Consider the following 2,162-nt stretch of genomic DNA (forward strand, 5'->3'; position numbering starts at 1 on the left):
ATGTAACCTACCTAATCTCAAGTATGATTACTTTTAATAATTTTTTACAGAATATTGTTATGCATTTACTTGATTAAGATTACTTATAGTATATCAGATGAAAAAGTATTTGTTTTTTTGATTTTCAAATTTAAATTATCCCCGTCTTTGGCAGTTAGCACCATGTTTCTTTTGTAATCTTTTTTGAAAAATTTAAATTAAGTCCATTTTATGGGCTTTTTTTATTTAAAAATTATTTTATTATTTTTTCTTTTGTGTTATAATAGTGGTGTAATGGTGTTATATATTGGAGGTGTTCTTATGGCTTACTTTCTTAAGGTTACAAAACAGCAGTCTCGTACCTATCTCTCTATATACGAAAGCTTCTATTCCCCTGAAACTAAGGGTACAAAGCATCGCAGCTATCGCTCTTTAGGCAATATTCAGAAGCTCATCGACAGTGGCATCGATGATCCCATCGCTTACTTTCAAAAGGAAGTCGATCGTCTTAATGCCCAGAGAAAGGCTGATAATGCCAACAAGAAGATCAACGATCGTCTTATCGGTGAAGTCTCTCCTGAAAAGCTCCTTGGATACTTTCCCTTGGCCAGCATTATGAACAATCTTGATGTAAGGGAACATTTTGATTATCTTCAGTCAAACAGACATTTTCATTTCAATGTCCATGATCTCTTTACCTCCCTTGTCTATGCAAGACTTGTCGCTCCTTTATCAAAGCACAGGACATTCCATGATATCTTGCCTTCCATGTTCTCTGCCCCTCAGGACAGCTATTACCAGCTGCTTGATGCCGTTGAATTTCTAGGTGAAGAGTATCAGAAAATCGTTGAAATACTGACTGTAGCTACTGATGAGAACTATGGCATCGATACATCCCACAGCTATTTTGACTGTACCAACTTCTACTTTGAAATCGACAGGGAAAATTCATTTCAGAGAAAGGGTCCAAGCAAGGAGAACAGAAAAGATCCGATTGTTGGGCTGGGTTTACTTCTGGATGCCAACATGATTCCTGTTGGCATGGAGATGTATCCAGGCAATGAATCAGAACAGCCTGTCTTCAGAAATATCATAAATGGCCTGAAGAAAAGAAACAATATCAAGGGAAGAACAATAAGGGTTGCGGATAAGGGCCTGAATAGCGCAAGAAACATCATAGATTCCATCAACTGCAGAGATGGATATATCTTTTCAAAGTCAGTCAAGAAACTTCCAGAGGTTGAAAGGACATGGGTGCTTTTGGATAATGACTATAAGGAAGTCAAGGACAAAGATGGCAATTTACTATTCAAGCACAAATCGTGCATTGAAGAATATACATATTCCTATACCGATGATGATGGAAGAGAATTCATAAAGAAGGTCAAGGAAAAAAGAGTGGCAACATACAATCCGAAGCTGCACAAGAAAAGGGTATTTGAAATCAACAAAATGGTGGAAAAAGCAAGAAAGATGAAGGCATCCCAGGCAAAAAAGGAAGAATATGGAGAAAGTGCAAAATATGTGACCTTTAAAGGAAAGGATGGAAGCAAGGCAGAAGTCATGTTGAATGAAGAGGCCATAGAGAAGGACATGGCTGTTGCAGGCTATAATCTTATTGTAACGTCGGAATATGACATGGATGATCAAAAAATATATGAGACCTATCACAATCTGTGGAGAATCGAGGAATCATTCAGAGTGATGAAAAGCGAGCTTGATGCCAGACCGGTATATCTGCAAAAGGAAAACAGCATCAAGGGTCATTTTCTAATCTGCTATGCAGCAGTGCTGCTTCTAAGGATATTCCAGTTCAAGGTGCTTGACAATAAATACTCAACAAGCGAAATATGTGAATTCATCAAGTCATTTAGGATTGTGGAAATCAACAATAACCGCTATATAAACATAACAAGATCCACTCCATTCATAAGAGATCTTGCAGGCATATTAAATCAACCAATAACCAATTATTATCTGACAGCCAGGCAAATAAAAATGATGCTAACTCGATAGAAATATCAAATTAGCACCATTTTTTTATTTAAAACTGCCAAAGACAGGTTATATATAACCAAATACTTCTTTTATGCCATTCCCTATGCTTATAGAGCATATTTATTAATCATTTTCTTTATTGTTACCAATCTAACAACATTGGGTGATATAATAATGTTTAATTC

Annotated in this window: 1 protein-coding gene; it reads left to right on the forward strand. The window is 36.3% G+C overall.

Annotated elements, in window-relative coordinates:
• Nucleotides 1-300: 300 nt before the first annotated feature.
• Nucleotides 301-1,995 carry an IS1634 family transposase gene (locus tag B5G32_RS13425; RefSeq protein ID WP_087305630.1) on the forward strand — a complete coding sequence of 565 codons (1,695 nt, stop codon included), beginning with the start codon at nt 301-303 and terminating at the stop codon, nt 1,993-1,995.
• Nucleotides 1,996-2,162 lie beyond the last annotated feature (167 nt).

Source organism: Massilimicrobiota sp. An80 (genome assembly GCF_002159255.1).
Taxonomy (GTDB): domain Bacteria; phylum Bacillota_I; class Bacilli_A; order Erysipelotrichales; family Coprobacillaceae; genus Allocoprobacillus; species Allocoprobacillus merdigallinarum.

What these genes read in the sequence shown, in the direction of transcription:
- B5G32_RS13425 (WP_087305630.1), top strand. Translation starts at nt 301, where the DNA reads ATGGCTTACTTTCTTAAGGTTACAAAACAGCAGTCTCGTACCTATCTC.